20 protein-coding genes, 1 tRNA gene and 1 pseudogene are annotated in these 25,636 nt (G+C 73.3%); 10 read left to right on the forward strand and 12 right to left on the reverse strand.

Going from position 1 to position 25,636, the window contains the following annotated elements:
* Nucleotides 1-120: 120 nt before the first annotated feature.
* Nucleotides 121-1,200, forward strand: coding sequence for an endonuclease/exonuclease/phosphatase family protein (locus ACTMS9_RS21290; RefSeq protein ID WP_441165775.1), 1,080 nt, complete (start codon nt 121-123; stop codon nt 1,198-1,200).
* 246 nt (nt 1,201-1,446) lie between these two features.
* Here the strand turns inward: ACTMS9_RS21290 and ACTMS9_RS21295 are convergent.
* A tRNA-Ser gene (locus tag ACTMS9_RS21295) sits at nt 1,447-1,533 on the reverse strand.
* A 75-nt stretch (nt 1,534-1,608) separates the two neighbouring features.
* Here ACTMS9_RS21295 and deoD point away from each other — a divergent pair.
* The 3 genes from deoD to ACTMS9_RS21310 all read left to right on the forward strand — a co-directional run bounded on the left by deoD (nt 1,609) and on the right by ACTMS9_RS21310 (nt 3,544).
* Complete coding sequence (deoD, locus tag ACTMS9_RS21300) at nt 1,609-2,316, forward strand: purine-nucleoside phosphorylase (RefSeq protein ID WP_088959848.1); 708 nt, start codon at nt 1,609-1,611, stop codon at nt 2,314-2,316.
* Nucleotides 2,317-2,441: 125 nt separating this feature from the next.
* Nucleotides 2,442-3,077: a TetR/AcrR family transcriptional regulator gene (locus ACTMS9_RS21305; RefSeq protein WP_441165776.1), complete on the forward strand. Its 636-nt coding sequence runs from the start codon at nt 2,442-2,444 to the stop codon at nt 3,075-3,077.
* Nucleotides 3,077-3,544, forward strand: coding sequence for an acyl-CoA thioesterase (locus ACTMS9_RS21310; RefSeq protein ID WP_441149519.1), 468 nt, complete (start codon nt 3,077-3,079; stop codon nt 3,542-3,544). Before ACTMS9_RS21305 ends, ACTMS9_RS21310 begins: the two co-directional genes overlap by 1 nt.
* Before the next feature lie 15 nt (nt 3,545-3,559).
* Here the strand turns inward: ACTMS9_RS21310 and ACTMS9_RS21315 are convergent, their stop codons facing one another.
* From ACTMS9_RS21315 to ACTMS9_RS21330, 4 genes are all read right to left on the reverse strand, one after another.
* Nucleotides 3,560-4,015 carry a nucleoside deaminase gene (locus ACTMS9_RS21315; RefSeq protein ID WP_441165798.1) on the reverse strand — a complete coding sequence of 152 codons (456 nt, stop codon included), beginning with the start codon at nt 4,013-4,015 and terminating at the stop codon, nt 3,560-3,562.
* A gap of 208 nt (nt 4,016-4,223) precedes the next feature.
* The gene (locus ACTMS9_RS21320; protein WP_280837403.1) at nt 4,224-4,751 is read right to left on the reverse strand and encodes a tRNA adenosine deaminase-associated protein; all 528 of its coding nucleotides are present in this window, start codon (nt 4,749-4,751) and stop codon (nt 4,224-4,226) included.
* Nucleotides 4,752-4,870: 119 nt separating this feature from the next.
* Nucleotides 4,871-5,038: a hypothetical protein gene (locus ACTMS9_RS21325; RefSeq protein WP_170285394.1), complete on the reverse strand. Its 168-nt coding sequence runs from the start codon at nt 5,036-5,038 to the stop codon at nt 4,871-4,873.
* Between the two features lie 73 nt (nt 5,039-5,111).
* Nucleotides 5,112-5,498 (reverse strand): hypothetical protein, encoded by a 387-nt coding sequence (locus tag ACTMS9_RS21330; protein WP_441165777.1) that lies wholly within the window; start codon nt 5,496-5,498, stop codon nt 5,112-5,114.
* A 79-nt stretch (nt 5,499-5,577) separates the two neighbouring features.
* Here ACTMS9_RS21330 and ACTMS9_RS21335 point away from each other — a divergent pair, with 79 nt between their 5' ends.
* The 3 genes from ACTMS9_RS21335 to ACTMS9_RS21345 all read left to right on the forward strand — a co-directional run bounded on the left by ACTMS9_RS21335 (nt 5,578) and on the right by ACTMS9_RS21345 (nt 10,571).
* On the forward strand, nt 5,578-6,339 hold the full coding sequence (locus ACTMS9_RS21335; RefSeq protein WP_441165778.1) for a M23 family metallopeptidase: 762 nt from the start codon (nt 5,578-5,580) through the stop codon (nt 6,337-6,339).
* Between the two features lie 171 nt (nt 6,340-6,510).
* Complete coding sequence (locus ACTMS9_RS21340; RefSeq protein ID WP_441165779.1) at nt 6,511-9,426, forward strand: glycosyl hydrolase; 2,916 nt, start codon at nt 6,511-6,513, stop codon at nt 9,424-9,426.
* Between the two features lie 74 nt (nt 9,427-9,500).
* Nucleotides 9,501-10,571: a PHP domain-containing protein gene (locus ACTMS9_RS21345; RefSeq protein WP_441149515.1), complete on the forward strand. Its 1,071-nt coding sequence runs from the start codon at nt 9,501-9,503 to the stop codon at nt 10,569-10,571.
* Here the strand turns inward: ACTMS9_RS21345 and ACTMS9_RS21350 are convergent.
* Nucleotides 10,454-11,568, reverse strand: a pseudogene (locus ACTMS9_RS21350) (DMT family transporter); the annotation flags it as partial. The gene ACTMS9_RS21345 and the pseudogene ACTMS9_RS21350 sit on opposite strands and share 118 nt — an antisense overlap.
* A 115-nt stretch (nt 11,569-11,683) precedes the next feature.
* On the opposite strand from ACTMS9_RS21350, the gene ACTMS9_RS21355 reads away from it, so the two are divergent.
* The 3 genes from ACTMS9_RS21355 to ACTMS9_RS21365 are packed head-to-tail and all read left to right on the forward strand — an operon-like array spanning nt 11,684 to nt 14,666.
* Entirely contained in the window at nt 11,684-12,319 is a 636-nt protein-coding gene (locus ACTMS9_RS21355) for a Uma2 family endonuclease (RefSeq protein WP_441165780.1), read from the forward strand.
* 24 nt (nt 12,320-12,343) lie between these two features.
* Nucleotides 12,344-13,012 (forward strand): Uma2 family endonuclease, encoded by a 669-nt coding sequence (locus ACTMS9_RS21360; protein WP_441165781.1) that lies wholly within the window; start codon nt 12,344-12,346, stop codon nt 13,010-13,012.
* Nucleotides 12,996-14,666 (forward strand): DUF885 domain-containing protein, encoded by a 1,671-nt coding sequence (locus tag ACTMS9_RS21365; protein ID WP_441149512.1) that lies wholly within the window; start codon nt 12,996-12,998, stop codon nt 14,664-14,666. The genes ACTMS9_RS21360 and ACTMS9_RS21365 overlap by 17 nt, the downstream gene beginning before the upstream one ends.
* Nucleotides 14,667-14,790: 124 nt before the next feature.
* Here the strand turns inward: ACTMS9_RS21365 and ACTMS9_RS21370 are convergent, their stop codons facing one another.
* The 6 genes from ACTMS9_RS21370 to ACTMS9_RS21395 all read right to left on the reverse strand — a co-directional run bounded on the left by ACTMS9_RS21370 (nt 14,791) and on the right by ACTMS9_RS21395 (nt 25,601).
* Complete coding sequence (locus ACTMS9_RS21370; protein WP_441165782.1) at nt 14,791-16,272, reverse strand: DUF6114 domain-containing protein; 1,482 nt, start codon at nt 16,270-16,272, stop codon at nt 14,791-14,793.
* 83 nt (nt 16,273-16,355) lie between these two features.
* Nucleotides 16,356-16,961: a DUF6230 family protein gene (locus tag ACTMS9_RS21375; RefSeq protein WP_210777431.1), complete on the reverse strand. Its 606-nt coding sequence runs from the start codon at nt 16,959-16,961 to the stop codon at nt 16,356-16,358.
* Nucleotides 16,962-17,356: 395 nt separating this feature from the next.
* Nucleotides 17,357-18,544: a DUF3068 domain-containing protein gene (locus tag ACTMS9_RS21380; RefSeq protein ID WP_441149510.1), complete on the reverse strand. Its 1,188-nt coding sequence runs from the start codon at nt 18,542-18,544 to the stop codon at nt 17,357-17,359.
* Between the two features lie 69 nt (nt 18,545-18,613).
* Nucleotides 18,614-19,429 (reverse strand): class I SAM-dependent methyltransferase, encoded by an 816-nt coding sequence (locus tag ACTMS9_RS21385; protein WP_441149509.1) that lies wholly within the window; start codon nt 19,427-19,429, stop codon nt 18,614-18,616.
* The gene (locus tag ACTMS9_RS21390) at nt 19,426-23,946 is read right to left on the reverse strand and encodes an alpha-(1->3)-arabinofuranosyltransferase (RefSeq protein ID WP_441165783.1); all 4,521 of its coding nucleotides are present in this window, start codon (nt 23,944-23,946) and stop codon (nt 19,426-19,428) included. The genes ACTMS9_RS21385 and ACTMS9_RS21390 overlap by 4 nt, the downstream gene beginning before the upstream one ends.
* On the reverse strand, nt 23,943-25,601 hold the full coding sequence (locus ACTMS9_RS21395) for a substrate-binding domain-containing protein (protein ID WP_441165784.1): 1,659 nt from the start codon (nt 25,599-25,601) through the stop codon (nt 23,943-23,945). The genes ACTMS9_RS21390 and ACTMS9_RS21395 overlap by 4 nt, the downstream gene beginning before the upstream one ends.
* Nucleotides 25,602-25,636 lie beyond the last annotated feature (35 nt).

Here is a 25,636-nt window from a genome sequence, read left to right on the forward strand (position 1 = left end):
AGGCCTGGCACTACGAACTGCGCCCCGAAGCGATCGACGACGGCTGCTGCCCGAGTATGTACGCCGACCCCACCTGGGACCCGAGGATGCGGCAGTGACCGGCAGTGAGCGAGGACCGACATGACGCAGCTGGACACGGCGGAGACCGGGCCGGGCAGCGCCGGCCGCCGGGATGCCGGCGCCGGGACCTGGCGCGCGCGCATCCGCCGGGCGATACGCGCCGCCTCCCGGCCGGGCCCCTGGAAGCACGGCCGGCTGCTCGCGGCGCTGGCGCTGCTGCTGGGCCTGTTCATGCTGCTGCACGCGAAGATCCCGAACCGGATCGGGAACCTCGGCAGCCTGGTGGAGACCTTCCTGCCGTGGTTCGGGCTGTTCATCCCCGTACTGCTGATCGGGGCGCTGTGGCGCCGCTCCGCCTCCGCGGTGGCCGCGCTGCTGCTGCCGGTCATGGTGTGGCTGAACCTCTTCGGCGGGCTGCTCGGCGACAAGTCCCATCCGGGCGGCGACCTCACCGTGGCCGAGCACAACGTCGGCGCCGGCAATCCCGACCCGGCCGGCACTGCCCGCGACCTGGCCGCCTCCGGGGCGGACGTGCTGGCCCTGGTGGAGCTGACCCCGCAGGCCACGGGCACGTACGAGATGGAGCTGGCGAAGGCGTACCCGTACCACACGGTGCAGGGCACGGTCGGGCTGTGGAGCAAGCTGCCGCTGTCGGACACCCAGCCGGTCGACATCCAGATGGACGCCGGGCCGCTGGCGGCCAGCAAGCCGGTCGACGTCAAGATGGCCTACAACCGGGCGCTGCGCACCACGGTGGCCACGGACCAGGGGCCGCTGGCGGTGTACGTGGCCCATCTGGGGTCCGTACGGGTGAATCCCAGGGCGGGCTTCTGGACGGCCCATCGGGACAGAAACGCGCAGGCGCTCGGCAGGGCCATCGCCGCCGAGCAGAACGAGCGGGTGGTGCTGCTCGGCGACCTGAACGGCGCCATGGACGACCGCGCCTTCGCCGACATCACCTCGCAGCTGCGCTCGGCCCAGGACACGGCCGGGGACGGCTTCGGCTTCAGCTGGCCGGCAAAGTTCCCGGTGGTGCGGATCGACCAGATCCTGGTCCGCGGCGTGAAGCCGGAGAGCTCGTGGGTGCTGCCGGCCACCGGCAGCGACCACCTGCCGGTGGCGGCCGGAATCAGCTGGTGAACACCGCGTAGAGGCCGACGCTCCACCTCCTGCGGCATGGAGCACGACGAGCAGGACCAGGGGCGCGCCACCGCCCCGCCCAGGTCCGTCGGGACATCGCCCAGCGCGTCGGCGGGCTGCTCTGGGACAGCCCGGCAGCGGACCCGAGACGGGCTCTTGAGCACGAACCGAGACCAAAACTGAGACCACAAGCGGAACGCCCGGCCGATCCTCGCGGATCGACCGGGCGTTCTCGCTGTTCACGAGCGGTGGCGGCGGGATTTGAACCCGCGGAGGGGTTGCCCCCTCACACGCTTTCGAGGCGTGCTCCTTAGGCCACTCGGACACGCCACCGCCGACGAGGGTACAGGACCGCCGGTCTGGATGCCGAACCGGTATGCCCGCCTCCGGCCTGGCAGGATCTTTGCCATGAGTACGCACATCGGCGCGAAGCCGGGAGAGATCGCCGAGCGGGTCCTGATGCCGGGCGACCCGCTGCGGGCCAAGTGGATCGCGGAGACCTACCTCGAGGACGCCACGTGCTACTCGACGGTCCGGGGCATGCTGGGCTTCACCGGTCGCTGGAACGGCGTGCCGGTCTCCGTCCAGGGCTCCGGCATGGGCATGCCGTCCGCCTCCATCTACGCCCACGAGCTGGTCAACGAGTACGGCGTGAAGACCCTGATCCGGGTCGGCTCCTGCGGCGCCCTGACCGAGGACCTCCAGCTGCGCGACGTGGTCGCGGCGATCGGGTCCTCCACCGACTCGAACATGAACCGGATGCGGTTCGACGGGCTGATCGACTACGCCCCGGTCGCCGACTTCGGGCTGCTGCGTACCTCGGTCGAGGTGGCCGAGCGGCGCGGCATCAGCATGCGGGTCGGGCCGATCCTGGCGGCGGACGCCTTCTACACCGACCGGCCGGACCTCTACGACACACTGGCCGACTACGGCGTGCTGGCGGTGGAGATGGAGTCGGCGGCGCTCTACACGATCGCCGCCCGGTTCAAGGCGCGGGCGCTGACCATCCTGACCGTCAGCGACCACATCAAGACCGGCGAGAAGACCACCGCCGAGGAGCGCGAGCAGACCTTCAGCCAGATGGTCGAGATCGCCCTGGACACCGCCATCGCCTGAGTTCCCCTCCTTATCTCGGCGCCCCGTCATCCGCATCGGATGGCGGGGCGCCGCCGTGTCCGGAGTGAGCACCGTCACCGACTTAAACAATACGACCGGTCGTGCTTTTTGGTTAACCTCTCCCCATGACAGTCGACGGACGCGTCGCCCGCGGCGACCGGACCCGGGCCGCCGCGCTGGACGCCGCGGTGGTGCTGGCCACCGAGGTCGGACTGCACGGGCTCTCGCTCGCGCAGCTCGCCGACACGCTCGGGGTGAGCAAGTCCGGCCTGTTCGCGCACTGGCGCTCCAAGGAGGCGCTCCAGCTCGCCACCGTCGACCGGGCGGTGGAGCAGTGGCAGGAGCGGATCATCGACCCGGCGCTGCGCGCCCCCCGGGGCGTTCGGCGGCTCTGGGCGCTGCACCAGGCCCGGATCGACTTCTACGCCGCCCGGGTGCTCCCCGGCGGCTGCTTCTTCGCCAGCACCGACTTCGAGTACAACGCCCGACCCGGCCCGGTCCGGGACCGGCTCGCCGAGGTGTTCGGCCGCTGGACCGCGTTCCTCGAACATCTCGTCGGGGAGGCGGTCGCCGCCGGCGAACTCCCCGCCGACACCGACGTCCGGCAGTTGGCGTACGAGATCGACGCGCTGGGAATCGCCGCCGCACTGCGCTCCCGGCTGCTGGACCCCGACACCGCCTACCGGCACGCCCGCCAGGGCCTGCTGCACCGCCTGCGGGCCTTGTGCCCCGATCCGACCCTGCTACCGGAAGGCCTCTGATGAGCCACGCCCTCGCCGCCCCCTCCGCCGTCGAGTACGGCCACGTCGAGCACGTCAGCGTGTACTTCGACGACCTCGACGCCTTCGGGATCCTGCACAACTCCCGGTACGTGGTGCTGCTGGAGCGGGCCCTGACCGCCTACTGGGCCGAGCGGGGCGTCTCCTACCAGGGCGGGCAGCGCAGCGCGCCGGACACCTTCCACGCGGTACGCGAGTTCACCATCACCTACCGCGCCCCGATCGCGGCCACCGGGCCGGTGGCGGTGCACTTCTGGCTCGAACACTTCGGCACCAGCAGCGCCGAGTACGCCTACCAGTTCCGCTCGCTCGACGGCAGCATCGTGCACGCCGAGGGCCGGCGGGCGATCGTCCGGCTCGACCCGGCGACCCTGCGACCCACCCCGTGGACCGAGACCGGCCGCGCGGTGGCCGCGAACCTGCTCCGCCCCACCCCGACCCCGGCCTGACCGGGCGGCGGGCGGTCAGCGGAAGAAGGCGCGCAGCAGGGCGGCGCTCTCGGACTCCAGGACGCCGCCGTAGACCTCCGGCCGGTGGTTGAGCCGGCGGTCGCGCAGCACGTCCCAGAGCGAGCCGGCCGCCCCGGTCTTGGGCTCCCAGGCACCGAAGACCACGGTGGACACCCGGGCCAGGACCAGCGCGCCCGCACACATCGTGCAGGGTTCCAGGGTGACCACCAGCGTGCAGCCGTCGAGCCGCCAGCGGCCCAGCCGCTCGGCGGCCCGGCGCAGCGCCAGCACCTCGGCGTGCGCGGTCGGGTCACCGGTCAGCTCGCGCTCGTTGCGCCCGATCGACAGTTCGGTCCCGTCCGGGCCGTAGAGCACGGCGCCGACCGGGATGTCGTCGGCGGCGTCCGCGCCGTCGGCGCCCGGGGCGGGCGTGTCCGGGCCGGTGACGGCGATCTCCAGCGCGCGGCGCATCCACAGTTCGTGCCGCTGCCGGCGGCCCGCCCCGTCCGGGTCGGCCAGCCCCTCGTCCGCGCCGGGCCCGACGCGGCCGACGGCGCCCGGGGTCGGCTGCCCCGGGCGTACGGTCTCCAGCGCCGGGTCGGTCGAGTCGACCGGCTCGGCGGCGCCGGCCAGCGGCGAACCGCCGCCCGACAGGGCGGCTCCGTCGCCGGACGGCGGGTCAGACCTCACGCAGTTCCTCGACCTCGTCGGCGCACCCGAGCACCTGGCACACCTCGGCCGTGACGTCGGCCGGGAGCATCCCCTCGTGGGCGCAGAGCCGGAGCAGCTTCTGGGCGGAGATGCCCAGGTCGGCGAGGATGTCCGCGTCGCCGACCGGGTCCGCCTCGGGGTCGACCGCCGGCTGCTCGCTCTCCTCGGTCCCGGCGGCGGACGGCCGGGGCTCCTCGCTCTCCTCCAGTCCGGTGACCGAGGTCTTCAGGTCACCGACGAGCAACGCGCCCAGCCGGGACTCCTCGGCGTACGCGGAGTCGGAGCCGAAGATCCGCAGGTCCTCCCCCTCGTCCAGGCGCAGGATCACCAGGTAGGCGTCGTCCGCCTCGACGAAGAGCAGCGACAGGTCGGCGTCGGGCTCGACGTCGCGCAGCCGGTCGGCGACCTCGTCGATGTCGGAGGCGCCCCGTAGGTTCACCTCGGCGGCGCTCCACTCGCCCTCGTCGCGCACCACGGCGGCAGCGAAGTACGACACGGTCCCCCCAATGGCCTCGGCACAGCACGCCGACTCGTTACGCGATGCACGTTAACCGGTCGGGTCGGCAGGCGACCGGTCAACGCCCCGAAGGGCCGGTCAATCCTGAGAAAGTCGCCTCAGCCGGCGACGCGACGCCGGGTGGCGATCAGCTGTCGCAGCCGCTCGGTGCGCTCCCGCTGCGGCTTGTCCCGCTGTCGTACCGCGCGGGCCCCCGCCAACTCGGCGAGAATCTGCAGGCGGCGACGGCTGCGCTCGGGGTCGAGCCGCGGGGTGGTCCAGGCCATACCGGAAAGGTTCCCCAGTCACAGCGAGTACGTCAAGATGGCGTTCGAAACGAAGCCGGGCGATGACGCAGCGTCACCACATCGGCCAGTCAGCGCTGGTCGCCCAGCGCACGACCACGATCGCGAACGCGATGCTCCAACCACCCGCAGTAACGATCGCCACCCCGGTCGCCACGCCCCGGTCGCCGTACCGGACGAGGCCGAGGGCGGCCAGCCAGGCCACCACGCCGGCGATCACGGTCCACCACGCGTACCCGGGGACGCCGCGGCCGAGGAGGCCGAAGAGCACCAGCCAGGCGGCGGCGAGCGCCGCGCCGGCGGCCACCCCGCTGCCGGTCACCGGGTGCGGCTCGCGCCACGTCGGCCGGCGCGGCCGCCCCGACGGAAACAGACCCGAGGGGGTACGCGCCATGAACTGCCCGGCGGCCGGCCCGGCCGGGTACGTGGGCTGACCATCCATCGCCGTCACCGCTCCCGTCCACGCACCCCCCGGCGCTCCGGGGGACCCTCCCACCGTATCCGTCTGCCAGGATGTCCGGATGTCGTCGCGATCGACCGGCCGCCGCGCGCGTCCGGCGTATCCGGTCCTGCTGTTGCTGGCACCGGCGTTGCTCGCCGGCTGTGCGCCCGGCGATCGGCCGGCCGCCGGGCCGAGCACGGTCTGGGACGCTCCGTCCGCGACGGCCACCGCGGACCAGCCGGCGCCGCCGTTGGCCGCGCCCTCCGCGAGCCCGGCCGCGCCGTCAGCGTCGCCGAGCCGCGCACCGCTGCGTCGGGTCTTCCCGGTACGCGCCGGCAGGGTCGCATACCACCCGACGCACTCGGCGTATCCGGGCACGGACATCTTCGCCGACTGTGGTGAGCCGGTGGTGGCGGTGACCGACGGGACGATCCTGGAGGTGAGCCGGGTGGACCGGTTCGACCGACGGGGGCCGTTGGGGCCGTACAACGGCGGGCTCTCGGTGTCGTTGCTCGGTGACGACGGGGTGCGGTACTACGGCTCGCACCTGAGCGCGATCAGCGCCGGTGTGGACGCCGGCGTACGGGTCCGCGCGGGGCAGCAGCTCGGCAAGGTGGGCCGGACGGGCAACGCCAACAACGTCTGCCACCTGCACTTCGGCCTGTCGCCGAAGTGCACCGGCCACGACGACTGGTGGATCCGCCGGGGCGTGGTGTGGCCGGCGAAGTACCTGGATTCGTGGCGCCGCGACGGCAACCGGTCGCCGGTCGCCGCGGTGACGTCCTGGGAGCGCGAACACGGCTGCCCGAAGGCCCCGCGCACGACCACGGACGCCGGCTGACCGGAGGCACGGGAGTCCGCGCAACACGGTCGTCACCCGACTGACACATTGACGAAAGTCGTGTCAATCGTTAACGTCCGCGTCAGAGAGCGCTCTCTCAGGTAACAAACCTCCCGATTCCGACGAACCGCGACACCGGGCCCCCGATCCCGGAGCCGCGCTGGAGGAACGATGAACCCTCCCGTCCCACCCCGCCGCACCCCCTGGGTGCTCGCCACCACCACCGCCCTGGCCGTCGTCGTCGCCGGTCTCGCCCTCACGGCCACCGCCACCGCCGAGGCCGCCACCGTCGGCGCCGGCAGCTACACCACCGACCGGGTCGGCCCCCTGCCCACCGGCTGCGGGGACCTGTCCACCAACCCCCGGCAGTTCGTCACCGCCAACGCACCCGCCGGCCCGATCCCCACCAACGACTGGTGGTCGTCATTGCTGTGGAAGCGGACCAACTGCGCGTACAGCGAGCCGCTGCACGCGCACCCCGCCTCCTACCAGCCCTTCGGCGACGGCCTGGGCTTCTCCGCCACCTCCACCCCCACCATCACCGGCACGGCGACCGGGGTGGGCGAGTACAAGTACGCGTACGCCGAGGACATCCGGGTCGGCGTGACCGGGCTCGGCGCCCCGGTCGTCAAGGTCGACGACTGGACCGACTGGACGGTCAGCCCGTACTGGAGCGACGGCACTCGTACCCTGCGGGCCACCATCGGCCACGGCCTGCCGTTCGCCTACTTCCGGACCAGCGGCGGCGACGCGCTGATCAACCCCACCGGCGGCAGCCCGACGGTGTGGTCCCAGAACGGGGCCACCATCGGTTTCACCGTCCGGGGCCACGACTACGTCGCCTACGCCCCGACCGGCGCCACCTGGACCGTCGCCGGTGGACGGATCACCTCCACCCTGGCCGGCAAGGGCTACTTCTCCGTCGCCCTGCTGCCCACCACGCCGAGCACCGACGCCATCGCCCGCGCCGACCTCGCCACCGCCTACGGCCGGTACGCCCACGCACACGTCACCCGCACCCGGGTCTCCTACTCCTACGACCAGGCCAGCAGCCGGGTCACCACCACGTACGCCTTCACCACCACCCCCCGGGAGGGCACCGCCACCCAGACCGTGGTGAGCCTCTACCCGCACCAGTGGAAGGCGCTGGCCGGCGCCACCCCGATCGGCCAGAGCTATCCGTCCGCCCGCGGCCGGATGAAGGTGCTCACCGGCATCAGCCAGTTCCGCACCGCGATGACCTACCAGGGGGTGCTGCCGGAGCTGCCCGCCGTCGCCACCGGCGCCGGCGCCGACCTGGCCCAGCTCCGCGAGCAGCTCGCCGCGGTGCGGGGCAACCCGATGGACCAGCGCGGCACCGACACGTACTGGACCGGCAAGGGTCTCGGGCGGGCCGCCCGGATCGCCGAGATCGCCGACCTGGTCGGTGACACGGAGACCCGTACCGCCGCGCTGAACGCCATCCGGTCCACGCTGAACGACTGGTTCACCGCCACCCCCGGCAAGACGGCCCGGGTCTTCTACTACGACCGGAACTGGGGCACCCTGATCGGCTACCCCGCGTCGTACGGCTCCGACCAGGAGCTCAACGACCACCACTTCCACTACGGGTACTTCATCGCGGCCGCCGCGACGCTGGCCAAGTTCGACCCGACCTGGGCCACCACCGACCGGTACGGCGGCATGGTCGACCTGCTCATCCGGGACGCCAACAACTACAGCCGCGAGGACACCCGCTTCCCGTACCTTCGAGACTTCGACATCTACGCCGGGCACGACTGGGCCTCCGGGCACGGCTCGTTCGCCGCCGGCAACAACCAGGAGTCGTCGTCGGAGGGGATGAACTTCGCCAACGCCCTCATCCAGTGGGGACAGGCCACCGGCAACACCGCCGTCCGGGACGCCGGCATGTTCATGTACACCAACCAGGCGGCGGCGATCCAGCAGTACTGGTTCGACGTCGACGACGAGAACTTCCCGGCCGCCTTCGGGCACTCGACGGTCGGCATGGTCTGGGGCGACGGTGGCGCGTACTCCACCTGGTTCAGCGCCGACCCGGAGATGATCCAAGGCATCAACATGCTGCCGGTCACCGGCGGCCACCTCTACCTGGGTTACCGCCCGGCCTACCCCAGGACCAACTACGCCGAACTGGTCCGCAACAACGGCGGCGAACCCACGGTCTGGCAGGACATCCTCTGGCAGTTCCTGGCCCTCGGCGACCCCGACGCGGCACTGACGAAGCTGCGCGCCAACCCCGGCTACAGCCCGGAGGAGGGCGAGAGCCGCGCCCACACGTTCCACTGGATCCGCAACCTGGCGGCACTGGGCCAGGTGGACACCGGCGTCACCGCGAACCACCCGCTGGCGGCCGTCTTCACCCGCAACGGCGCCCGCACCTACGTGGCCAGCAACATCACCGCCGCGCCGCTGACGGTGACCTGGTCCGACGGCACCCGGCTGACGGTCGCGGCCGGACGGACGGCGACCACCGGGGCGTACACGTGGAGCGGCGGCAACGCCAGCGGCGGCACGAGCCCGAGCCCGACGCCGACCAGCCCGACGCCGAGCCCGACACCCACCACCCCGAGCCCGACGCCGACCACGCCCCCGCCCAGCGGCTCGCCGACGCGGTACCTGCTGCCCGGCGGTGGCCTGGGGGCGGCCGGCGGCACGACGACCACCACGGTGGCCGGCGCCGGCGGCACGAACCACGACGGCACGCCGACCAACCCGGTGGTCTTCACCGCGACCGGGCTGACCATGGCGTACTCGGGTGGGCAGACCCGGTTCGACCTGTTCCTCGACGCCGGCTCGGCCGTCGGCAACGGGGTGCAGGCGCGGGTCTCCTACGACCTGACCGGTGACGGGACCGTCGACCGGGTGGAGACGTACCGCTACTTCGCCACCGACCCGGTTCCCGGCTACGAGCACTACACCCAGAACGCCGGACTGCTCTCCGCCACCGGCGCCCTCGGCAACCTGTCGAACGGCACGGTGAAGGTGGAGGTCTGGTCCGCCATCGGCACGAACCCGACCACCCTCGGCCTCGGCGACCGCTCGGTCGTCACGCTGCCGTACGCCTGATCCGGCGTACCACCACCAGCCCGCGCCGCCGGTCGTACCCCCGACCGGCGGCGCGGGCGCGTAGTTTGCAGGTCATGACCGCCCGGGATCCCATCGCCGACCTGCGCCGGATCGCGTTCCTGCTGGAACGGGCCAACGAGGCCACCTACCGGGTTCGGGCGTTCCGGTCGGCGGCGAAGGCCCTGACCGAGCTGCCGGCGAAGGAGGTCGCCGAGCGCGCCCGCACCGGCAAGCTCACCGAGCTGACCGGCGTCGGTGACGTCACGGCCCGCTGCGTCGCCGAGTCGCTGGCCGGCGAGGAGCCGGTCTACCTGCGCCGGCTGGTCGCCACCGAGGGCACCGACCTGGACGCCGCGGCCACCGCGCTGCGGACCGCGCTGCGCGGCGACTGCCACACCCACTCCGACTGGTCCGACGGCGGGTCGCCGATCGAGGAGATGGCGCTCGCGGCGGTCGAGCTGGGCCACGAGTACGTGGTGCTGACCGACCACTCGCCCCGGCTCAAGGTGGCCCGGGGCCTCACCGCGGACCGCCTGCGCAAGCAACTCGACCACGTCGCGGCGGTGAACGAGGCCCTGCCCAAGGGGTTCCGCATCCTCACCGGCATCGAGGTGGACATCCTCGCCGACGGCTCGCTGGACCAGACCGACGAGCTGCTGGCCCGGCTGGACGTGGTGGTCGGCTCGGTGCACAGCGGGCTGAGCGACGAGCGGGCGAAGATGACCCGCCGGATGCTGGCCGCGATCGACAACCCGCACCTGGACATCCTCGGCCACTGCACCGGGCGGATGGTGTCGTCCCGCCCGGCCGGGGTGAAGGGTCCGGGTGACCGCGCGCACCGGCCGCGTACCCGGGGCGAGAGCGACTTCGACGCGGACGCGGTCTTCGCCGCGTGCGCCGAGCGCGGCGTGGCCGTCGAGATCAACTCCCGGCCGGAGCGGCAGGACCCGCCGAAGCGGCTGATCCGCCGGGCCCTGGAGGCCGGCTGCCGGTTCGCCATCAACACCGACGCGCACGCGCCGGGGCAGCTGGACTGGCAGCGGTTCGGCTGCGAGCGGGCGGCGCTCTGCGGCGTCCCCGCCGACCGGGTGGTCAACACCTGGCCGGCCGACCGCCTGCTCAAGTGGGCCCGCACCCGCCGCTGACCCCCGGCCGGCGGGGTCAGCGGGCAGCGGGCTCCGCGGCCGGCACGGCGGGGATGCCGGTAACCGCCTCGGCGCGCGGGCGGCGCGGGCCGACCAGGCCCTGCGTCACCGCGACGCCGAGCAGCACGACCAGCGCGCCGACGGGCTGGTGCCAGTTCAGCCGCTCGTCGAGCACCACCGCGCCGATCAGCACCGCGAAGATCGGGATCAGGTAGGTCACCGTGGAGGCGGTGCTCGCGCCGGCCACCCGGATGTTGCGCAGGTTGATCACGAAGGCCAGCCCGGTGCCGAGCGCGCCGAGCGTGACCACGCTGCCCACCACCGGCGCCGACAGCTCGGTCGGCACGGGCGGCGCCCCGACCACCAGCGGACCGACCACCGCGAGCTGCGCCGTCGCCACCAGCAGCTGCGCCGCGGAGAGCGACAGCCCGGAGTACGAGCTGCCGGCGATGAACTTCTTCTGGTACGGGATGGCCACGCCGTAGCAGGCCGCCGCACCGAAGCACATCAACTGGCCGGTGAAGTGCGCGCCGCCGACGCCCTCCCAGACGCCGAGCACCACCAGCACGCCGAGGAAGCCCAGCCCGAGCCCCACCGCCCGGCGCGTGGTCAGCCGCTCGGTGCGGAAGGCCAGCACCGCCAGCGGCAGCACGATGAGCGGCGTGGTGGCGTTCCAGATGCCGGCGAGCATCGACTCGACCCGCTGCTCGCCGTAGCCGAAGAGGGTGAACGGGAGCGCCACCCCGAACGCGGCGACCACGACCAGGTGCGCCCAGACCCGGGGCTCCCGCGGCAGCCGGTCGCGGAGCACGGCGAGCACCACCAGCAGGGTGAGCGCGCCGGTGGCCACCCGGTAGAGGGTGAGATGCAGCGGGTGCAGCTCCTCGATGCCGACCTTGATGAAGAGGAAGCTCGCACCCCAGATCGCGGCGAGCGCCAGGAAGCCGGGCAGCCAGCTGCGCAGCGGCGCCCGGTCAGGGGTCACATGGGTGGTCACCCCTGACACTCTGCCGCAGGGGTACGACGATGTCCCGCGAAAATCGGACGCCGTGTCGACCGCCACAGCAGCCGGCGTGCAGTGGAGGCGTTGACCAGTCGAGGAGGTGTGCCCGATGGCAATGCCGGAGAGGTTCGACCGGCTCTACGACTTTGACGGGGTCTGGACGACGGGCCTGGCCGACCGATACCTCCCGCCGCGCGACCTGCCGGACGCGCGCTTCGAGCGTGTCGACGGAACGCTGGTCATGACCCCCGCGGAAGCCGGTGCGAACAGTTTCGGCGAAGCCAAGCTCATTCGACTACTCGGGCCTGCGGCGGAGGCGGCGAACCTGTACGTCTACGGCCAGCTCAACCTGACGTTCAATCCGCGCAGTTGGATCCAGCCCGACGTCACCGTGCTGCACACCTTGCCGAAGACGGACGACGAGGACCGCTGGGTCCCGGTGCGGTACTGCACGATGGCGGTCGAGTTCGTCTCACCCGCCAGCCGGGCAGCAGGATTTCCTCGACAAGCCGCGCCGGTGCGCCGAGGCCGGGGTGCCGTACTTCATGCGGGTCGAGATCGTCCGTCGGTTGCGGCACGTCTCCGTGGAACTCTTCTCGCTCGACGACTGGAGCGCGTACGCCACCGTGGCGAAGGCGCAGGGCGGGCGCCGGCTCCGGGCGGACATGCCTTTCCCCATCGACTTCGCTCCAGCGGAGTTGCTGCCGTAGTCGACACGGAACCCCGCGCGGCGCACCGTCGTTGATCAGCCGGGAGGGGTGAGGCGTTGATGCTGCTGACGCGCGGGTCGGATCCGGTGCTCGACCTTGACGGCGGGTGGACGGTGCAGCGCGCGGAACGCCACCTGCGGGTCGGTGAGCTGGCCGGCGCGCGGCACGAGTGCGTCGACGGTCGGCTGGTGGTCACCCCGTTCCCGCCCGCCATCGAGAGCATCGCGACGGCGAGCCTGGCCAGCGCCCTGGTGCCGGCGGCCGAGGCGGCCGGCCGACACGTGCTCGGCCGGGTCAACCTGACCTTCTCGCCGACCTGCTGGATCCAGCCGGACGTCACCGTGCTGCACACCCTCCCCGCCACCGACGAGGAGGAGCGGTGGGTCCCGGCGCAGCTGTGCGCCCTGGCCGTGGAGTTCGTCCGGCCCGGCGGATCCGCGTGGGACGGGGCGGACAAGCGGCGTCGCTGCGCCGAGGGCGGCGTGCCGTACTTCATGCGGGTGGAGATCGGCGGCCGGATGCGCCGGGTGGTGGTGGAGCTGTTCGGCCTCGACGGCGACGGGCACTACGTGCCCACCGCGCGGGCGGTCGGCGGGCAGCGGCTGCGCGCCCGGTGGCCGTTTCCGATCGACGTCGACCCGGCGCGACTGCTGCCCCGAACACGCCAAACACGCTCGACATCAGGGCCGGTCGGTCACGTAGGGTCGCAGCGTGGGACGAATCGATGACCTCGCGAACCGCTACGTGGCCGACTGGGCCCCGCTGAGCCCGACCGGCGCCACCTACGTCGGTATCGCCGGCTACGACGACCAGCTCGACGACCTCTCCCCGGCCGGCTACGAGGCCCGGGCCGAGCTGACCCGGCGCACCCTCGCCGACCTCGACGTGACCGAGCCGGACACGGAGATTGAGCGGACGGCCAAGGAGGCCATGCAGGAACGCCTCGGCCTGGACCTCGCCCGATACGACGCGGGTGAGGTGACCAGCGAGGTCAACGTGATCGCCAGCGGGCTGCACGAGATCCGCATGGTCTTCGACCTGATGCCGACCGAGGGCGAGGCCGCCCAGGCCAACATCGCCGCCCGACTCACCCGGTTCGCCACGACGCTGGAGGGTTACAAGACCACCCTGCGCGAGGCGGCCGCCGCCGGCCGGATCAGCTCGAAGGTGCAGCTGGTCGAGGTGGCCAAGCAGTGCGACGTCTGGACCGACCCGAACGGCGACAACTTCTTCCACGGCCTGGTGGAGCGGCTCGGCGCGGACGGCACCCTCGGCGCCGACCTGCGCCGGGGCGCCGCGTCCGCCACCGCCGCCACCGCCGAGTTCGGCCAGTTCCTCCGCACCGAGCTGGCCCCGCAGGGGCGGGACAAGCAGGCCGCCGGCCGGGAACGGTACGAGCTGGCCTCCCAGTACTTCCTCGGCGCAAAGGTCGACCTCGACGAGACGTACGCCTGGGGTTTCGCGGAGCTGGCCCGGCTGGAGGCCGAGATGCGGGCGCTGGCCGGGAGGATCGTCGGCCCGGGCGCGAGCATCGACGAGGCGGTGGCGGCGCTCGACGCCGACCCGGCCCGGACCATCCAGGGCAAGGAGGCGTTCCGGGACTGGATGCAGACGCTGGCCGACAAGGCCATCAGCGACCTGCACGGCACCCACTTCGACATCCCGGAGCAGGTCCGCCGGATCGAGTGCTGCCTGGCGCCGACCAGTGACGGGGCGATCTACTACACCGGGCCGAGCGAGGACTTCTCCCGCCCGGGGCGGATGTGGTGGGCGGTGCCGCAGGGCATCACCGACTTCTCCACCTGGCGCGAGGTGACCACCGTCTACCACGAGGGCGTGCCGGGGCACCACCTCCAGGTGGCGCAGACGGCGGTCCGGGCCGAGCTGCTCAACCGCTGGCAGCGGCTGCTCTGCTGGGTCTCCGGGCACGGCGAGGGCTGGGCGCTCTACTCCGAGCGGCTGATGGACGACCTGGGCTACCTGGAGGATCCGGGCGACAAGCTCGGCATGCTCGACGGGCAGGCCATGCGGGCGGCCCGCGTGATCGTCGACATCGGCATGCACCTGGAGCTGGAGATCCCGAAGGACAACCCGTTCGACTTCCACCCCGGCGAGCGCTGGACGCCGGAGCTGGGCTGGGAGTTCATGCGGGCGCACTGCCGGGTGCCGGACGAGAACCTGCGCTTCGAGCTCAACCGCTACCTGGGTTGGCCGGGGCAGGCGCCGTCGTACAAGGTGGGCGAGCGGATCTGGCTCCAGGCCCGCGAGGAGGCGAAGGCCCGCAAGGGCGCCGACTTCGACCTCAAGGAGTTCCACCGGCAGGCGCTCGACCTCGGCTCGCTGGGGCTCGACCCGCTGCGCAAGGCGCTGGCCCGCCTCTAGGGCCTGCGTCAAAGCCCCTGGCCGGCCTGCGGCGGGCCCGGGGCTTTGGCACAGGCCCTGGGTGCGGTGCCGGGGGGCGGGCGGGACGACCCGCCCCCGGCCACCAGGGGTGGTGGGACGAAGGTCAGGGGAGACTGAGCTTCAGCGCCGGCCGGGCGGTCAGCGTGTTCGAGTCGACGAACGCCAGGTCGATCACCGGGTCGGTGAAGGTGACCGAGATCGGCAGGGTGACCGGGATGCCGTCCGGGAACGGCAGGTCCGGCGTCAGCGTGATCTTGATGCCGAGCAGCCGACCGACGAAGCGGGTGGCGTAGAACGCCACGTCGCCCTGCACGGTGAGCCGGTCGGTGACGTACTGCTGGTTGCGCCCCGCCGGGCCGTCCGCCACCAGCTTGAAGTCCTCGGTGACCGCCTTGCTCATGCTGAACTTCAGCGCCTTGAGCGTGCCGTTCGCGGTCGGCAGGTCGACGATCCCCTCGAACCGCAGCGAGCTCATGGTGACCGAGGAGCCGGTCAACTTGGACGGCTGCTGGGCCACCTTCGGCTGCCCCGGCTCGGGGGCGATCCGCGGCAGCAGCTTGCCGGGCTCGACCTGGCCGGGCCGGCTCGGCCGACTCGGCCGGCTCGGCGCGCAGCCGGTGCGGCTCGACGTCCGACCGGTGGGGGTCGGCCTGGCGGTCGGCGCGGCCACCGTCGCGCTCGGTGTCGGGCTGGCCGAGGGGCTGGCGCTCGGCTCCTCGCGCCCACCCCCGGTGAAGAGGTCACCGATCCCGCGCAGGATGTCGCCGAGCACCCCGCCGTCGCGGGTGGGGGTCGGCGACGGGCTCGCGCTGGCCGACGGCGTGGCGGCCGGCGCGTGCCGACCAGGGGTGGCGGAGGGTCTGGCGGCCGGCACGGACGGGCAGGTGGTGGTCGCGGCCGGAGCGGGGACCGCCGGAGCGGCCTGCACCGGCGACGGGCGGGTGGCGACCAGCCCGGCGGCGGAGAGGCCGAGCACCACCACCGCCACGGCGAAGTAGCGCGGGTCGCGGGGCCCGGCGGGCGGGGCGTCGTAGCCGGCGGGAGCCGGGGCGGGACGCTCCTGCTCGTACGCCGGCGCGTCGCCGCGCTGGTGGGGCAGGGTCGGGAGCAACTCGTCCGCCAGCGTGGGGTCGTCGGATCCGGCGGTGTCCTCGGCACCCGGGGCGTCCACCGCGGTGGCGGGGGCGTCGGGCGACCTGAGCGGCGTCCAGGCGAAGCCGAGGGCGCTGCCGACCATGCCGAGCAGCAGGCCGACGAAGAAGCCGCCGAGGTTGAGACCCATCAGCGAGTAGATCGTGGTGACCGCGGCGACGATCGCGTAGAAGAGCCGCTGCCCCGGGCTGAACCAGAGCAGCAGCCCACAGGTGAGCAGGATGACGGGGATCAGCAGCGAGTAGAGCCCGGTGGCTCCGGACTGGAAGCTCAGGCCGTTGAGCGTCATCCGGGTGGAGGCGAACATCTCCACCCCGGCCAGCGCGGTGAGCAGGCCGCCCCAGAACGGCCGGGTCCGTCGCCAGCGGCGGAACCCCCGCCAGGCCCGGCCGAGGCCACCGGCGCGGACGTGTTGCGGATCGGCGGTTGTCACGTACTCCTCCTCCTGGCGGAGCGGGGGAACGAGGGACAGGGAGGTGGCCCGCGGCGCGTGCCCGCCGCGGGCCACGGCTCAGCTCAGAAGCACTCCTTGCCCTTGGCGGCGTCCCCGACGTTGACCTTCAGCCGGAGGCCGGTCAGGTTGAAGGTGGCCGCCGTGGTGTAGCGGGACACCTGCTCCAGGCCGGTGATGGTGACGTGCTGGGCGTCCTGGCCGAACGAGCCGGCCTGCGCCGACGCGTTCAGGTCTCTGGCGTCGCGGCCGATCCTGATGTTGGTGAACGTCGCGTTGCCGTCCAGGCTGTCCATCGCGATCAGCATGTCCTTGGCGGTCGCCGGCTTGTCGTCACCGGCGTTGATGGTGAGGACCACCGGCAGGCCGGGCAGGTCGGCCCGGACCGACTGGCAGAGCTTGTACAGCTCGGCGCTGCTGATCTCGGAGAGGGCGACGGGGTGGACCTTGCCGTTCTTCTCCTTGACGATGCCGCCGTACTGCTTGAAGCCGTCGCCCTCCAGGCGCTCAGCACCGATCTTGAAGGTCTGGCCGGAGACGGTGATGTCGGACGCGATCGCGCCGGACTGCATGCCGAACAGGATGGCGCCGACGGCTGCGGTCGCGGGCACCATCATCGCGGCGAAACGCCGCCACCGGGTACGTCCCGGGTTCTCGATCCGATCCTGCACGGGTTCCTCCTGGATGAGGGGCGGTGCTCTTCGGGGTGGTGTGCCGGTCGGTGGACGGGGGGCGTCCCGGGCCGGGCCGTATCACCTGTTACCGGCGAGTAACGAACGTGCGAATGATGGTGCACCCGCTGAGGCGTGGGTCACAAGACCTCACCTACGGTCCCGTAACTTGTGGACCACCCGGTGATCAACTCTCGTCACTCACGGTGGAGCGAGACACCGGATCCACGATCGGATCAACCTTCTAAAAGGGGCATTCCGGCGCCAGGCCGATGACTCACCGCAGTCAAACATCGATAAGTTACGATTAAGTAACAAGTGCCGAGCGTGACGACGCGAACGCGAAAAGAGGGCGGGTCGACGAATCGACCCGCCCTCTTCGGAGTGCTACCGCGTCAGTGCCTCTCCCGCTCGTCCGACGCCGGCCGCTGGGTCGGCACCGTCGGCTCGTCGTCCGCGCGCCAGTTCGTCGACGCGGGCGGGATCTCGTCGCTCAGCGGGCCGCCCTCGCGGTCCACGGCGGGCTGCTCGGCGGTCGGCCGCTCCTCGTCCACGACCGGCCCGTCGTAGCGGGTCGGAGCGGGGGCCGGCGGGACGTCCGCGCGGTGCCGCGCCTCGCCGGCCGCGGCGACCGCACCCTGGCGGGCCACCAGCAGGCCGCCGATCATCAGCACCAGACCCAGCACGGCCAGACCCACCGGTACGTAGACGCTGATCAGCTGGAGGCTGTTCCGGCTCTCCTTGGCCCGGTCGGCCGAGGCGGTGATGGTCGCGTCGTTGTACGTGAAGTCCGCGTCCAGCAGCGTCGTCGGCGTGCCGAGGTTCGGGGTGAGGACCTTCTTCTGCACCTCGCGCACCTTGATGTACGACCCGGTCACCGGGTCCACCCAGACGGTGCGCTGGTTGCTGTAGACGAGTTTGGCGTCGGTGGCGCCCGGGGCGAAGGTGGCCAGCAGCGCTGTGAGCCGGCTCGGGTCGAGGGTCAGCTGCTCGTCGGTGATGACCTGCTCGAACCGGTACGTCTCGATGCCCTTGATGTTCTCCGTACCGGAGAACTTGGCGTCGCGGACCTGGCGCATGTCCCGGTCGAAGATCTTGTAGTCCCGCTTCTCGGTGTTGAAGGGGAACTTGTAGATCTGGCCGGCGAACTGGACCCCGGTGTCGCGCTGGCCGGTGTCGTCGAGCCACTGGCCCTGCCACTTCAGCGCCTCGCCGGAGACCCGGTCCATGGCCAGCTTGGCGCCGTACGCGCTGACCAGCTCCTTGTTGTCGACCCGGTCGACGGTCTGACCGACCTGCCACACCACGGCCTTGCCGTCGAGGTCGCCGCCCAGCTTCGCGGTCTCGTCCTTGAGCTGGTTGACCCGGACGGTCGACCTGAGGTCACCATTGTTGATCTTGATGGACCCGTTGTTGATCTGCAGGAACGTCGCACCGGAGGCTTCCGCCACCGACGTCGCTGCCTTCAGGTCGTAGGGGAGCTTGGCCAGCGCGGGGGTCACGACGAACACCAGCCCGGCGGCCAGCGCCAGGAGCAGTACGCCGACCCCGAACAGCACGGCACCGATGGCGCGGTGCTTCATGTTTCCTCCCTGGAGGAGCTCAATTTCGTCGTTGTCGATCAGAGGGATGGCCGCGAGGTTACTACCTGGTCACATCTGGACGCGACCCCCGGTCAGCCCAACTTTTTCCGCCTGCCCGGCAACCTCCGGCCGTTCACCGGCCCGGCGCAGCACGAGCAGGAAGTTCCATGAGCCGATCTCCCGTGCCCCGGGAACCCGGACGATCCACCGGCCCCACCAGGGGTGATAGCGCGGTAGTGCGTCCAGCACCTCGACCTCCGGATTGCCCCGCGCCCACCGCAGCGCGTCGGCGATCGAGACCGGGAAGAGCGTCTCGGCGAACCGGTTCTTCGGCGGGCGTCCGTTGCGTCGCTCGTACCGCCGCCGGGCCCGCTGCCCGCCCAGGTAGTGCCAGGGCGCGGTCTCGTGCCCGCCCCACGGGGAGAGCCACGGGGTGAACGAGACGAACAGGACGCCCCCGGGCTTCGTCACCCGGGCCATCTCGTCGAGCATCCGCTGCGGCTCCGAGACGTGTTCGAGCACGTTCGACGAGAAGCAGACGTCGACGCTGCCGCTGCGCACCGGCAGCGCGGTGCCGCTGCCGCGCAGCATCCCGGCCGAGGACTCGGCCGCGGAGAAGTCACCGACGTCCGGGTCGAGGCCCACGTAGCGGGCGCCGGCGGCGCGGAACGCCTGCGCGAAGTAGCCCGGCCCGCCGCCCACGTCGAGCACCGTCCGCCCGGTCAGGCCGGTGTAGCCGGAGACCTGGCGTACCGAGTCGTCGGCCAGCAGGCCGTAGAAGTGGTCCGGGTCGGTCTGCTCGACCAGGAAGGCCCGGAACAGGGCCACCGAACGACCCAGCGTGGCGAACCGGCGGCGGGCTGCCGGTCCCTGTCCAACGGTCATCGCACTACCGTCCCGTCCTCGTCCTCACCGGCGGTCGGCCGGTCACCGTCCGCCGGAACTGTCGCACCCGCCCCGCCATCGCCCATCGCCGGCCCACCCGGCGTCCCACCGCCCACGTCGAACGGCGGCGCACCGGGCGCGCCGGCCCCGCTCAGCCACGCATCGGACGCGTCGGCCCGCGGCGCATCGGGCGCACCGGCGCCGTCGCCCGTCTGCGGCGTCCCGGAGACGCCGGCGTCATCGGGGAGTGCCGTCCCGGAGGCGGTCGGGTCGGTCGGCGCCGCCGGCCCGGGGGTCGCCGGCACCGCGCCCGGGACCGGGACCACCGCCGCGACCACCGCACCGATCGCCACCAGCATCGCCGCCTGCACCCACGTCCCGTACGCCCACTCCTGGCCGTGCCCGCGCAACCGGCCGGCGACCGCTACCACCGTGGCCACGGTCAGGCCGCCGAAGACCACCACCGGCAGCGCCCGGCGGGCGAGCTGGCGCAGCAGCATCGCCGCGAGCACGATCGCCACCGGCAGCACCCCGCCGAGCGCGGCGAGCAGCACCACCAGCAGCGTCCCGACGAACCAGGGCGCGCTCTCCGCGGGCAGCGAGGATGCGTCCTCCGGCCGCCGCCGGGCCGGCCAGGCGGCGAGCACCAGCACGCCGAGCGCGGTCAGCGCGCCCACCGCCAGGCCGCCCCGGTAGGCCCGGTCGGGGGCGAACTCCAGCCGCACCTCGCCGCCGGGCCCCGCCGGCAGCACCCAGGCCTGCTGCCACCCGTCGACCCGGGTGGCCGGCAACTCCCGTCCGTCCAGGGTGGCCGTCCACCCGGCGTTCGCGTTCTCGGGTACGACCAGCAGCGCGCTCTCCCCGCCGGCGACCCGGACCCGGCGCTGCGTCGGCGCCCAGTCCAGCACCGACACGTCGCGGTGCCGGGGTGCGGCGACCGCCGGGCCGGCCGGCCGCAGGGTCACGTCCTGCACCACGTACCCCCGGGACGGGGAGCTGGCCAACCGGTGGCCGCCGGCCGGCAGGTCCATCACCGCGCCGGTCTCCCCGCAGAGGGTGACCGGCATCGGCCGCCCGGCGGCGACGTCGCCGAGGGTGCCGGTGACCGCGGTGTCGTACCGGAAGCCGTCGAGTTCCACCGCGGGGCCGGTGCCGCACGGGGCGGAGATCCGGGTGCCGGCGGGCAGCGGCCGGATCGCCAGCCCCGGGATCTCCACCTCGGCGATGCCGGCCGTCGCGGTCCAGCCGTTGCCGCGCCGGTCCGCCACCCGGTCGGTGTCCTCCCGCACGACGATCTCCACCCGGTCGGTCCGCACCGCGGCGAAGCGGACCAGCCCGTCCGGAGCGACCGGCACGAGCTGGGTACGGCCACCGGCGCGCACCTCGACCCGGGTGGGCGGCGAGCCGATCGGCAGGTCGGCCGGGCGCAGCCGGAGCCGGTCGATCCGGCGTTGCCCCTGCCAGCGCAGGGTGAGGGTGGGTCGCAGGTCGCCGGTGCCGGCCAGCCAGGCGGTGCCCGGGTCCCCGTCGACCGCCGCGTACGGGGCCACGGACGGGTCGCCGGCCAGGTACGACGAGGCGCCGGCGGTCACCGACGCCCCGGCCAGCGTCACCGCGCCACCGGGGCGGGCCAGCGCGGTGACCGTCAGCCGGTAGGTGCCCGCCGTGCTGCTGCGGAACACCCGATCCACCCCGAGCGGCTCCTCGCCGACCCGGGCCAGGAAGCGGTCGCAGCGCACCACGCTGCCCGCCGGACGGACACCGGTCGTGGACCGCGCCACCGGCACCGCGTCGGAGCCGGGCGGGACCCCGTCCGAGCCGGCCGGGACCGCGCGGGGGTTCGGTTCGGGCGCCTCGGCGGGGAAGCACGCCGGCCGGTCTCCGGCGCCCCGGCTGAACGACCAGGAGACCGGGCCGGTGCCGGTGGCCGGCAGGTCGGTCGGCACGCGCAGCGCCCGGTGGGGCGTGACGTCGGGGACGGTGAGTTCCCGGATGCCCACCGCGCCGTCGAGTCGGTTGCCGGCCACCGCCAGCACGGTGATCCGGATGGTGCTGGTGGCCCCGGGCAGGGTGTAGTACGTCTGCGCGCCGAGCCCGGCGGCGACGTCGTGGTCGACCGAACCCCGGTCGGTGCTGATCCGGAACCGGGTCACCGGCCAGCCGACCCCGAGGTCGTCGACGAACGCCAGGGAAACCTGCTGGACCTCGCGTGGGGTGTCCAGGTCGAGTTGGAGCCACTGCCCCACCGGCCCGGCCAGGGCCGCGGAGTGCCAGGCGGTGCCGGCGTCGCCGTCGACGGCGGCGAACGGCAGGTGCGACGGGTCGGCCGGGGCCAGGTTGTCCACGAAGCTGGCCGCCGTGGAGGCGCTGACCTCGCGCAGCCCCTGGTACGTGGCGACGGTCTGGTGCCGGCGGCCACCGAAGGGCAGCAGGTCGAGGGCCACCCGCCCCTGCCGGCCCGACTCGGCGGCGGTCATGGTCTGGCTGAGGTTGTCCCGTACCCGGCCGATGTCCCGTTCCCGGCGGCGCAGGCCGTCGGTGACGATCCACCGGTCGCCGGTGGCGCCGACGTCGGCGTCGGGCCGGTCCCCGGCCAGCACCACCGGCCGGTCCCGCTCCACCACGCGCTGCTCGAGCAGGGGCAGCAGCGACTCGGGGCCGCCGCTGACCGTGGGCACGTCGGCGGTGAGCACCGCCGAGGCGGCCGGCACCGGGCGGTCCACCTCGTACACCTCGACGGCGGGCAGCGGGCCGGCGGCGTCGTCGACCGGGCTGCCGGCGGCCCGACCGACCGCGTCGGTGCTGCCGAAGGTGGCGACCCGGGTGATCCCCGGCGACCCGGCCAGCGCCCGGCGCAGCACCGCCACCGGCGGGGCGTCGGTCTGCGTACGGTCGATGTCGTTGCGCAGCAGCAGGTGCCGGAAGCCGGAGCGGGCCAGGAAGTCGGCCAGCCCGGCCGAGCCGCGGCCACCGGCCAGCACCGTCTCGACGGTGTCCATCATCCGGATGTTGCCGATCGAGCCGAGCGGGATCTGGTGGCGCACCGCCCAGGGCGCCCCGGCCAGCGACTGCAACGGCTCGTCTACGGTGCGTCCCCAGTCGTACTGGCCGAAGCCGGAGCCGGGCACCACCAGCGTGCGGGCCAGCGCGTCCCGGTCGGCGAGCCAGGTGGCCGCGGCCCGCCAGTGCGGCGGCAGGTCGGACCAGCCGGGGCCGGGGCGCAGCAGCCCGGTCCAGGCCGGCGCGGCCGCGCCCAGGACCAGGGCGAAGACCGGTACGAACACCATCGGGCGCAGCCGCAACCCGGGCCGGCGGTGACGGGCGGCGGTGTGCAGCCGGGTGATCCAGGCGTCGACTCCGTGCGCGAAGCCGAGCATCAGCGGCAGCCGCAGCACCGGTTCCAGCTTGTGCACGTTGCGGAACGGCGCCAGCGGGCCGTCCAGCAGGTCGCGGACCTGCTCGGAGAGGGGGCTGTCCAGGCTGCCCACGTAGCCCATGGTGAGCAGGGTCAGCCCGGCCAGGAAGCCGAGCACCAGGAACCGCCGCTCGGGCAGCAGGTTGCCGGCCAGCCCGGCCAGCCCGACCAGCGCCACCACCGCGGTGAGCGCCATCAGCGCCGGGTGGTCGATCAGCAGCCAGCCCGCCGGCCACCACGGGTCGCCCTGGACGATGTACGCCACCCACTGGTTGGTGCCGCGTACCGCCTGGAACAGCGAGGCGACCGCGGTGGTCGTGGTGGACGACTCGATGTAGTCGAGGAACGGGAGGCTGTACTGGCCGAGCAGCAGCAGCGGCACGATCCACCAGAGGCAGACCCCGATCACGCAGACGCACCACCAGCCGACCAGCCGCAGGTGGGCGGCGTCCCAGCGGCGGGTAAGCAGCCACACCCCGGGCAGCACCAGGGCCAGCAGCACCACGGCGGCGTTGATGCCGCCCATGCCCAGCACGGCCAGCGCGGAGAGCGCGGCGGCCCGGCGCGGCGAGCCGATCCGCTTCACCTGGACCAGCGGCAGCAGCACCCAGGGCAGCATCGCCGCGGAGAGGACCTCCGAGGAGAGCGCGCCGATCTCGGTGAGCATCCGGGGCGCCAGCGCGTAGCCGAGCGCGGCGGCGTACCGGGTCGGTTCGGTGCCGATGGCGAACGCCCGGGCCAGCCGCAGCAGGCCGTAGAAGGCGGCGCAGAAGAGCACCGCGCACCAGAGCCGCTGGGTGATCCACGGCGGCACGCCGAGCAGCTGCCCGGCGCCGAAGAACGGCCCCATCGGGAAGAGGTAGCCGTACGCCTGGTTCTGGAGTTCTCCGGAGGTGGCCTCCGGGTTCCACAGGTGCAGCGCCCGGGCCATGAAGTGCAGCGGGTTCGCCGCCAGGTCGAGCTTGGTGTCGAAGGTGACCTGGCCGGGGCGCTGCGCGAACGCCAGCACGGTGAGCAGCAGCAGGCTGAGCGCGGTGGCGGGGGCCTCGCGAACGGGCCGGACGATCCAGTCCAGCACCCGCCGCGCCGGGGCCGCGGTCACCGGCGGCACTCCGGGGGCAGGCAGCTCAGTTTGGCCAGGGCGGTGAAGAAGATCTGCCGCATCCCCTTCGGCTGGTCGGTGCGGTAGACCTGCCCGCCGGTGACCTTGGCGATCGCGTTCAGCTCGCCCGGGTCGACGTCCGGGCCGAGGCCGATGAAGAGGATCGGCAGCGGCTGGCGCGGGTCCTGCATCGCGGCCAGCTCGGCGAGGAACTTCTTCCGGTCGATGCCCTCGGCGTCCTCGTTGCGCCCGTCGGTCATCACCAGCACCAGGTTGATCCGTCCCGGGGTCCAGTGCCGCCGGGCCTCCCGGTACGCCGCCAGGGTGGAGTCGTACAGGCCGGTGCCGCCCTTCGGCTTGACCTTCACCTCGGCCAGCCGCTGCGCCAGCGCGGCCCGCTGCGCGCGCAGCGGCCGGACCGGCAGGATCTCCCGGTAGTCCCGGTCGCCGTCGACCTTGGTGGAGAAGACCCAGATCCCGAGCTCGCTGTTGTCCAGCAGCAGCCCGGCGCCCTCGCGGGCGGCGCCCAGGGTGACGTCGAGCCGGGTGCCGCCGCCGGGCACCCGGGCCGCCATCGAGCCGGAGATGTCCAGCACGGTGAGGATCCGGGCGCTGCGCTGCACGCCGCTCCACCCGGTCAGCATCTCGGTGACCGTCTCCTCGGCCGGCAGCGCCACCGGTTCGCGGACCGCCGGGTCGAGGCGGCGGTCGCGCGGCATCGCCGGCGGGTAGCCGGCGGCGGTGCGGAAGCCGTATCCGGTCAGCACCTCGCGGGAGGCGCTGGTCAGCAGGTCGCTGAGGAAGCCGGCGGCGGCGTCCCGCACGGCGTCGCGCGCGGCGGGCAGCACCGCGTACGGCAGGTCGAGCGAGGGCACCGCCACCTCCGGGTACGCGGCGACCAGCTTGTCGGCGCCGGCCAGCGCGTTGTGCCCGAGCACCGCCTGTTCGGTGGTGGCGACCGCGTCGGAGCGGCCGGGCAGCCCGGCGCCCGGCGGCAGCGCGGCCGGCGTACCAGTGGGGCTGAACGTGTGCCCGGCGAGCCGGCGCAGCGTCGCCGCCACCACCGCGCGCGGATCGCGCTCCCCGGCGGCGAGCCCCCGGACGCCGAGCAGGGCAGCCACCCCGGCCGGGTCGGCGGCCGGGTCGGGAAGCCCCACCGTGCCGGCGCGGGCCCGGGGGCCGATCAGCGGTGCCCAGGTCAGCGGCTTGGCCGGCCAGCCCGACCGGCGGGCCACCGGCTCGGTCACCGCGAGCACCACCGGGGTGCTCGCCACCGACGTGCCCTGCCCGGGCACCTCGAAGGCGCCGGCGGTACGCGCCCGCCGCAGCCAGAACGTCGACTCGGGCAGCCAGGCGTCGGCCACCTCGGCGCCACCGGCCAGCTCGGCGGCGACGGCGTCGGACTCCCGGGACTCCACGGCGATCGACACGCAGGGCTGCCGGCCGACCGACGCGCGGGCGATCCGGTCCACCGCCGGAGCGACCACCGGGGCGGCGGCCACCCGCAGCCGCACCCGCTCGGCGCACTCCGGCGTCACCCGCTCGTCGCGCAGCCAGACGTACCCGGCCCAGCCGACCAGCAGCAGCACCAGGGCCGCGCTGAGCAGCACCACCGGGGAACGGCGGGCGAGCAACCGCGCCGGAACGTCGCCCACCACGGCTGCCTCCCCTACTCGTTCCTCGCCCGTCC

This window comes from Micromonospora sp. L31 (assembly GCF_052068075.1).
Lineage (GTDB): Bacteria > Actinomycetota > Actinomycetes > Mycobacteriales > Micromonosporaceae > Micromonospora > Micromonospora purpureochromogenes.

Excerpts from the sequence above, each read along its gene's own strand:
- ACTMS9_RS21330 (WP_441165777.1), bottom strand. The coding sequence starts at position 5,498 with ATGGATGGTCAGCCCACGTACCCGGCCGGGCCGGCCGCCGGGCAGTTC.
- deoD (WP_088959848.1), top strand. The coding sequence starts at position 1,609 with ATGAGTACGCACATCGGCGCGAAGCCGGGAGAGATCGCCGAGCGGGTC.
- ACTMS9_RS21310 (WP_441149519.1), top strand. The coding sequence starts at position 3,077 with ATGAGCCACGCCCTCGCCGCCCCCTCCGCCGTCGAGTACGGCCACGTC.
- ACTMS9_RS21340 (WP_441165779.1), top strand. The coding sequence starts at position 6,511 with ATGAACCCTCCCGTCCCACCCCGCCGCACCCCCTGGGTGCTCGCCACC.
- ACTMS9_RS21345 (WP_441149515.1), top strand. The coding sequence starts at position 9,501 with ATGACCGCCCGGGATCCCATCGCCGACCTGCGCCGGATCGCGTTCCTG.
- ACTMS9_RS21360 (WP_441165781.1), top strand. The coding sequence starts at position 12,344 with ATGCTGCTGACGCGCGGGTCGGATCCGGTGCTCGACCTTGACGGCGGG.
- ACTMS9_RS21315 (WP_441165798.1), bottom strand. The coding sequence starts at position 4,015 with ATGCGCCGCGCGCTGGAGATCGCCGTCACCGGCCCGGACACGCCCGCC.
- ACTMS9_RS21335 (WP_441165778.1), top strand. The coding sequence starts at position 5,578 with ATGTCGTCGCGATCGACCGGCCGCCGCGCGCGTCCGGCGTATCCGGTC.
- ACTMS9_RS21385 (WP_441149509.1), bottom strand. The coding sequence starts at position 19,429 with ATGACCGTTGGACAGGGACCGGCAGCCCGCCGCCGGTTCGCCACGCTG.
- ACTMS9_RS21380 (WP_441149510.1), bottom strand. The coding sequence starts at position 18,544 with ATGAAGCACCGCGCCATCGGTGCCGTGCTGTTCGGGGTCGGCGTACTG.
- ACTMS9_RS21305 (WP_441165776.1), top strand. The coding sequence starts at position 2,442 with ATGACAGTCGACGGACGCGTCGCCCGCGGCGACCGGACCCGGGCCGCC.
- ACTMS9_RS21325 (WP_170285394.1), bottom strand. The coding sequence starts at position 5,038 with ATGGCCTGGACCACCCCGCGGCTCGACCCCGAGCGCAGCCGTCGCCGC.
- ACTMS9_RS21355 (WP_441165780.1), top strand. The coding sequence starts at position 11,684 with ATGGCAATGCCGGAGAGGTTCGACCGGCTCTACGACTTTGACGGGGTC.
- ACTMS9_RS21290 (WP_441165775.1), top strand. The coding sequence starts at position 121 with ATGACGCAGCTGGACACGGCGGAGACCGGGCCGGGCAGCGCCGGCCGC.